The sequence below is a fragment of the Enterobacter sp. 342 genome (assembly GCF_036663495.1).
GTDB lineage: Bacteria > Pseudomonadota > Gammaproteobacteria > Enterobacterales > Enterobacteriaceae > Enterobacter.
Genome location: NZ_JAWUEI010000082.1, coordinates 1 through 4014 on the forward strand (window position 1 = coordinate 1; position 4014 = coordinate 4014).

Sequence of the window (4014 nt, forward strand, 5' to 3'; positions counted from 1 at the left end):
CGAGAAAGACACTGAAGTTCAAAACACCGAAAGAGATAATTGAAAGGGGTGTTGCATTGACAGATTGAATCTACAGTAGCCTTTTTTAATATGTCGTTTTCCATTTCAATGCGTTGTAGCTTTTTCTTCAGCTCACGTATTTCGATTTGTTCCGGCGTTATCGGGGAGGCTTTTAGCGTTTTGCCCTGACGCTCATCACGCAGTTGTTTGACCCACTTCGTCATGGTGGAAAGACCAACATCCATCGCCCTGGCAGCGTCAGAGACGGTGTAATTTGGTCGACAACCAGTTGGGCTGATTCGCGTTTGAATTCAGGACTGAAATTTCTTCTTTTCATTGGAGCACCTGTGTTGTTCTGAGGTGAGCATATCACCTCTGTTCAGATGGCCAAATTCAGTAAACCACTTCAGTGTCCTGTGCAAAGAATCGAAGTGATCACTGTCGGGCAAAAATGTCGCCGTTATTCTTCCTAAGAAAAAGCCCGTTTTGTTGCCCTCTCCATGCAGTCCGGCTACACCGTCTCACTCGTTGCCTGGCAATATAGCATTACCCCAAGTCTGTTTTTTTAAATGGAACCCGGTGCGGTTCTGTTAAGGGTTTAAGCTCATATTAAGAAAATGACATGATACTGAAAAAATGGCGCTGACTTTCCTCTAATCCCCTGGCAGCCTCCCTGAATGAGTCAGGTAACCTACTGTCAGGTGTGGGGTAATAAATATGATCATCTTTTAATTCATGACCATTCAATATGCTGGAAATTCTGTCCATATTTTCCTGTAGCGCCATGATAAATTCATTGGCTACGTCTTCTTTTTCCAGTTGTTCCTTTTCAAAGGAAAGACGGTCTATATGATACATAACATTTTTAATGGCGTTCAGAACGGAGTGTATTCGGTGATGAATCTGATCATGAGTCCCTTCAGAGTTGAACCAGTTTGGTTCGATAGCCACTCTTGCAGCTATATCCTCACACTCAGCAAGGCCCATGACGACTTTCTGACGGGCTTCGTGATGCCGGGTTGCACTGTAAAGCCAACCAGAAGCTTCATTAAATAATATGCTAATTTTCTGGAGTATAATACCACCCTCTCGCTCGGGTCTAATCAGTGTATGGATCAGACCGGCAACAATGATCCCCAGTATTATGCCAACGATCCTGTCCCTAACTTCTGTTAACTCTGTTACTGGCCCAAAAGTTTCAAGCGTAGCCATAGCGAAAGTGAACATGATTTGTATTCCGGCATAACTTACATTCTCCGCCCCTACTGATATCCACGAAGACAATGCGAGTACCGGTAGCACAATACATAGCAGGCCGAAGATAGAATCAACTCGTGGGGTAAGATACACAATGGCGACCAGTGCAAACACACTGCCTATGGCCGCACCGATCAGACGCAGGATAATTTTTCTTTGCGTGTTTCCCAGGCCTGGCTGGGAAACAATAAGACAACTGAGCATGATGGTGTGAATTCCGGACCAGTCTGTCGCTGTATAGAATAAATAACAGATTGCAGCACTCAGTAATGTTTTAAGCGAAAAAAAGACATACTGTGGATTGCTGAAAGCATCCTTTACCAGAAAGCCTGTCTGTGGCAACAGTGCGGGAAGTGATGACGTCCTGGTATTGCCTCCGGCAGCCGTATTCTTATTATACGCACTGATGATCCCTGCCATTAAGTGCAATGCGGGTTCTGATGAATGTAACTCAATCGGTTCCATGTCCCAGCCAGATTTGCTATCAGCTATCGTTACTTTTAGGTGTTTAAGCGCTCCTCGGAGGATTTGTGTATCCAGTAATACGTCGTCTCCATCCAGTTGTTCTGGCAGATGGAAAGATGCTGTCAATAATTCGGATATTAAGGATATGACGTCAAGATAATGGAGCGTTGTTTCTTCAGCATCTTTATCCCGCATTGTTTTGTATCGTAAAAGCCTGTACAGCGTTTGCATTGTGCGTCCGGCCTGGCTTAATGAATTTTTCTTTCGCAATAATACTGAACTTGGTGAAAGAAGAACGATGACATCATCTAGTTGTTTTTCGGTTGCCCGCTTCAGCTGATTTTCAGGTTCCACCGGTATCAGGAGGGAGTTAATAATCAGCGTCACGACAATAGAATAATTAACGGCTACCCATACCCAAAGGATAGTTCTTACCAGAAATTCTGCATCAGGTGCAATATTAACAAGACTTTGTGTGTATATAGAAACAATAGCTACAATGAAGAACACAACGCCAATTTTCGTCGTTCTCATCATAAACACACTGATAAAGAATACGGCGCAGGAAATTAAGATTCTCAGAAAAGGAGTATTCCATGTTACTTTAAGGACGAGTAGAGACAGCAAAATAGATAAAGTTGAACCAACGATGAATAACATGCCAGTCAGTCTGGTGACCACGACGTTAGTCTGGGTAACAAAAAATACGGTGATAAGCGATAGAGCCAGCCAGGGAACCTGAAGACTTTGAGACACAATCACCACTATCGTACTGGCAATCAGAGCACGGAATACGTGGTTAATGCGCCCAGGATACGGACGCATGGCAATCCAGATATCACGAATAGCAGGAGAAGGAGTATCCATTTCTACTCCCGTTCATATTTGTTGCCGCGATGAAGGGTTACCACTGCAGATGCCCCAATACGGAAGAGTCTCCGGTCATAACCAGACATTTTGATTTTGACCGGGAAACGCTGTGAAACGTGGACCCAGTTAATGGTTTTTTCGACAAACTGCAGCCCACCTACGCTGGCACTGTCACCCGGCGCAACACCATAACTGACTGAATCCACGGTGCCTGAAAATGATTTGTTGGTATCAGCCATGATAAATACCGTTGCAGTTGTTCCTTCTGTCACACCCTGCAGGTCAGTTTCCCGAAAATTAGCGATGACATACCACTGCCTTGTATCAATCAACGTCATGACCGATTGCGAAGGTGATGCATACTGACCCGCGCTAGTCTTCAGTGACGTGATCCTTCCATCAAAAGGCGCACGAACTTCGCTGTATTCAAGATTTAGCTTAGCCTCCGAAATCTGAGCCTGTACTTCATTGCGCTGGGCCACCAGCGCATCCACACCACTCACCGCGGCACTGGCCTGCCTGGCCTGTAATTTCGCCGAATTATAGTTAGCCTCAGCGGTGTTTCTGAACGTTCTTGCCAGATCCAACTCTTCTTTAGAAACATAATTTTTTTCGGACAAGGCAAGCTTTCGGTTATACGTTTCCTGAGCCTGCTGGTACTGGCTACGTGCGCTGGCTATCTGCGCTGCTACAGCCTCAGCATTATACTGTTGGGCGCTGACGGAGCGTTCAGATAATTTAATCTGTTCATTAAGGGTAATAAGCCGGGCCTGGCTGGCGTCCAAGATATTCTGGAAAGAGCGGGGATCTATGCGGTACAAAAGCTCCCCTCTTTTTACGAGCTGGTTATCTTTAACAGGCAATTCGATAATTCGGCCACTCACCTCAGGCACCACGCTGATAGTATCGGCATAAACATAAGCGTCATCAGTACGTGGAGCGGCATCAATTCGGAGCAGAACTAACACCAGAACGGCCAGAGTGAGCAGTAATAAGCAGATCGCATAAATTTTAGTTTTTAAAGCCATCTTTACACCTTAATGCGGAAAGAAAATCAACCAAGACAGCATCGAAATTAATCCTGTAATACAGGGATACACGACGACCGCAGGAGCTAACCAGCCCGTTTTGCGTAATCTTCCCGAAAGGATATGTAACAAGGTCATCCCTATGCCCCCCATAGCTGAACATAAAAGCCAGTCAGGGAAGGATGCACCAAAAAAGACAACAGAAGGTGCTGGCGAACATCCGGTTAGTGTGCCCATGGTGGTTAACACAACCATCATTAGACAGAACGATGAACGTTTGCCTGTTAGTTTATTCATTTTTATATACATGAAACATGAGGTGATGCTGCCAACTTACTGATTTAGTGTATGATGGTGTTTTTGAGGTGCTCCAGTGGCTTCTGTTTCTATCAGC

At 45.0% G+C, this 4014-nt stretch carries 4 protein-coding genes and 1 pseudogene; 1 reads left to right on the plus strand and 4 read right to left on the minus strand.

From position 1 onward, the window contains the following. Nucleotides 1–68, plus strand: a 68-nt coding sequence (locus tag V6E55_RS25095; protein WP_223720247.1) for a hypothetical protein, incomplete at its 5' end; no start/stop codon positions are given. A gap of 12 nt (nucleotides 69–80) precedes the next feature. Here V6E55_RS25095 and V6E55_RS25100 read toward each other — a convergent pair. The 4 genes and pseudogenes from V6E55_RS25100 to V6E55_RS25115 form a co-directional block, all read right to left on the minus strand. Further along, nucleotides 81–337, minus strand: a pseudogene (locus V6E55_RS25100) (transposase); the annotation flags it as partial. A 272-nt stretch (nucleotides 338–609) separates the two neighbouring features. Beyond that, nucleotides 610–2589: an FUSC family protein gene (locus V6E55_RS25105; RefSeq protein WP_134928580.1), complete on the minus strand. Its 1980-nt coding sequence runs from the start codon at nucleotides 2587–2589 to the stop codon at nucleotides 610–612. Between the two features lie 2 nt (nucleotides 2590–2591). Continuing rightward, a complete protein-coding gene (mdtN, locus tag V6E55_RS25110) occupies nucleotides 2592–3620 on the minus strand; it encodes a multidrug transporter subunit MdtN (RefSeq protein ID WP_134928581.1) in 1029 nt (342 codons plus the stop codon). 9 nt (nucleotides 3621–3629) lie between these two features. After that, entirely contained in the window at nucleotides 3630–3929 is a 300-nt protein-coding gene (locus V6E55_RS25115; protein ID WP_309295218.1) for a YtcA family lipoprotein, read from the minus strand. Nucleotides 3930–4014: the final 85 nt, after the last annotated feature.

What these genes read in the sequence shown, in the direction of transcription:
- V6E55_RS25105 (WP_134928580.1), bottom strand. Translation starts at nt 2,589, where the DNA reads ATGGATACTCCTTCTCCTGCTATTCGTGATATCTGGATTGCCATGCGT.
- V6E55_RS25115 (WP_309295218.1), bottom strand. Translation starts at nt 3,929, where the DNA reads ATGTATATAAAAATGAATAAACTAACAGGCAAACGTTCATCGTTCTGT.
- mdtN (WP_134928581.1), bottom strand. Translation starts at nt 3,620, where the DNA reads ATGGCTTTAAAAACTAAAATTTATGCGATCTGCTTATTACTGCTCACT.